At 29.2% G+C, this 2,613-nt stretch carries 3 protein-coding genes; all 3 read right to left on the bottom strand.

Going from position 1 to position 2,613, the window contains the following annotated elements:
* Positions 1–329 precede the first annotated feature (329 nt).
* The 3 genes from MVY38_RS07395 to MVY38_RS07385 are packed head-to-tail and all read right to left on the bottom strand — an operon-like array spanning position 330 to position 2,342.
* Positions 330–689 (bottom strand): hypothetical protein, encoded by a 360-nt coding sequence (locus MVY38_RS07395; protein ID WP_297484825.1) that lies wholly within the window; start codon positions 687–689, stop codon positions 330–332.
* A gap of 12 nt (positions 690–701) precedes the next feature.
* Complete coding sequence (locus MVY38_RS07390) at positions 702–1,097, bottom strand: phage tail protein (RefSeq protein ID WP_297484824.1); 396 nt, start codon at positions 1,095–1,097, stop codon at positions 702–704.
* Positions 1,098–2,342, bottom strand: coding sequence for a protelomerase family protein (locus MVY38_RS07385; RefSeq protein ID WP_297484822.1), 1,245 nt, complete (start codon positions 2,340–2,342; stop codon positions 1,098–1,100). It lies immediately after the preceding gene.
* Between the last annotated feature and the right edge of the window lie 271 nt (positions 2,343–2,613).

Raw genomic sequence — 2,613 nt, 5'->3', positions numbered from 1 at the left:
ATATTACAAAGATTAAAAAGATTGTTTTTTTTAAAGAGTGAGGGGAACACAAGGTTACCAAAGGGTCTATATATTGGGTAATAAGCTTGTCTCACTCTTTGAAATTATACCATTTTTTTAATTGATATTTAGTTATAATTTTGTTGCTACAAATTGTGGGAACTTCTTTTGCGATAGGGTGCATTTAGGGAAAGAGGCGTGAGGGTAATCCTCTGAAGGAGTCCTCACAATGTATTTGATACTTGCATTAGTGGTTTTAATGGTACTCGCAATACCGTTACATTAAAAAGAGAGCCTCGGCTCTCTTCCACTAATGTAATTGTAGCATATTATGCACAAAATTTATCTAACGAATGCCTATGAATATAATTTGTTGCTTGAAATATAGTATCACATATAAATACAATTTCATCCTCTGAATTGCTATTAAGAAACTTAGTAACTTCTAAGCCATAATAATTTATAAAAATTTGAACTTTTTCAGTTCTTAGTGCACCATCGTCATTTTTTGCTATTGCATACCCATATTTAATAAATTGCTTTACTCTCTCTAATGGATTATAAGGCATTAAAACGGCTTTTTTTGTTACAAGGCTACACAAGTATATATAATTGTCTTTTTGCTCTTTTAATTCTATTTCTGTGACTGATATAACACTGTTTGGATTGATTTTTTCTAATTTTTTCATTTTATGCCTTTTTTATTGTAATTCTTCTAAAACTTCTTTTAGAGATATATTATATTCCTGAACTGTTGCACTTCCATTGTCTGTAAAAAACTTTTTAGTAACTTGTAATGATGTTAGAACACAAGAAATGTCATCATCAATGGTTGTAAATCTGATTATTTCTCCTATTCTTAAATCAGCTTGTAAACTTTTTAAAGAGTCTAAAGGTTGCAGCACTAAAACACCGTTTAGCTTTATATCTCTTTTTATTACTGGTTGTCCTTGTAACCTCTCAATTCCATTGGAACTATCAATGCTCTTGAAATTAGCAGTAATAGTATCTGTGATTTTTTTATACTCATTTTTATTCATATAAAAGGTAAAATCATTTAATTTACCCATATTCATACCTTGTACTAAATTATCCATTTATTCCCCTTTTTTAGTCATATAATGCTCTGTAGCGACTAATCTATCTTTATCAACTTGATGCCCTAAAATATCCGATTTATAATCTATTTCTTCTCTATCTGTTCCATCTTTTAAACCATATTCACGGTATGCTAAATCTGCATATATTTCTCTATAATCGTGATAAGTATATTTTAGTCCTGTAAGGTTCTTTAACGATCGATTGAAAATATGATTGTATTTGCTGTTCACTTGTTGATTATTCATACCTTTAGTGTCAATATCTTTTCTTATTTGAGTTAGTAATTCATTTAAGAACTCAATATCATCATCAAGTGTAACGGCTGGAATTTCAATTTCATCACTTCCTTTTTTAGCTATACCCTTGAAATACCATTTATTCCCTTTCTTTACTAGAGAGAGAGTTTTTAAAATTTCTGTAATTCTACGACCTGTAACTAATGCTAAATAAGCAGTAAAAATATACGCTCTAGCTCTTTTTACTGTTTGCTGTTTTGCTATTGGTAAACCTGCTTTTTTCCATTCTTCAATGGTTGCATTTTCTCCAAGTTTTAAAGCTGTTTTGCATTGTTCTTTTAGAGTTGATATAAGGTTTTTAATTTCATCTAAAGAAAATGTGTCTTTATCTTTTAATTTGTCTATAACTTTTTTAGTATCTGCTTTTGTTATTCTCTCATAAACATCTTGAGGCATTGAAAATAACTCAAGGCTATAATCTTGAAATTGATTATTTACCTCTTTTATAATATTTCTCATATCTGCATAATATCTGGCTACAGTCTTAATTTTTCTTCCACCCATCCAACAATAAGGGATAAATTTAGAAATAACTTTTGCAGTATCTCTTTTGTCCTCACACATACTAAGCTCTTTTTTAAATAGTGTTTTTACTTCATCTGCACTCTCAACATTGTAAAATATTTTAATCATATCTTTTAGTGAGGTTTCATCTTGAGGCATATTCTCTTTAATAGACTTCTCTATATCTTGCTTGAGAGCCGTTGATACATCCTCTGCAACATCATCACTACTAATATCAATATATTGAGCCTCTTGAGCTTCTTTAATGCCTTTAACCTCATCCATAAGCTGTTTAATCATATTGATTAACTCTGTATTGTCAGGTGTAGAACAATTTGTTTTTTTAGGCTCTTTATATTCGAGCCAAACTTTTTCTTTTGCAGATATTAGATTGAAAGTTTTATTTTCATTATCTAAAATTTGCCCACTTTTTTCATCCATATAAATGTATCTACCATCTTCCCAACCCTTAGCAGAAAGTTTAACACCATTTGCGAGTTTTGCCATTGCACTATTTTTAGTCATCATATAACCCTTATTTAGATTTTGCTTTTAAAATTATATAGAGTTTTAGATTAAATAACCCTTATATGATATAAATATGAAATAAAATAACCTTATTCACATTTTTATAGTGAATAAAAATAATCTATTTTTCCAAACTATTCACATACTAACCGTTATAGTGTGAATAACTCAGTAGAACTAACAG

The sequence above is a fragment of the Sulfurimonas sp. genome (assembly GCF_027056685.1).
In the GTDB taxonomy this organism is placed as follows: Bacteria; Campylobacterota; Campylobacteria; order Campylobacterales; family Sulfurimonadaceae; genus Sulfurimonas.
The sequence above is the reverse complement of the archived record's forward strand: the minus strand, read 5'-3'. Positions and strand labels throughout refer to the sequence as shown.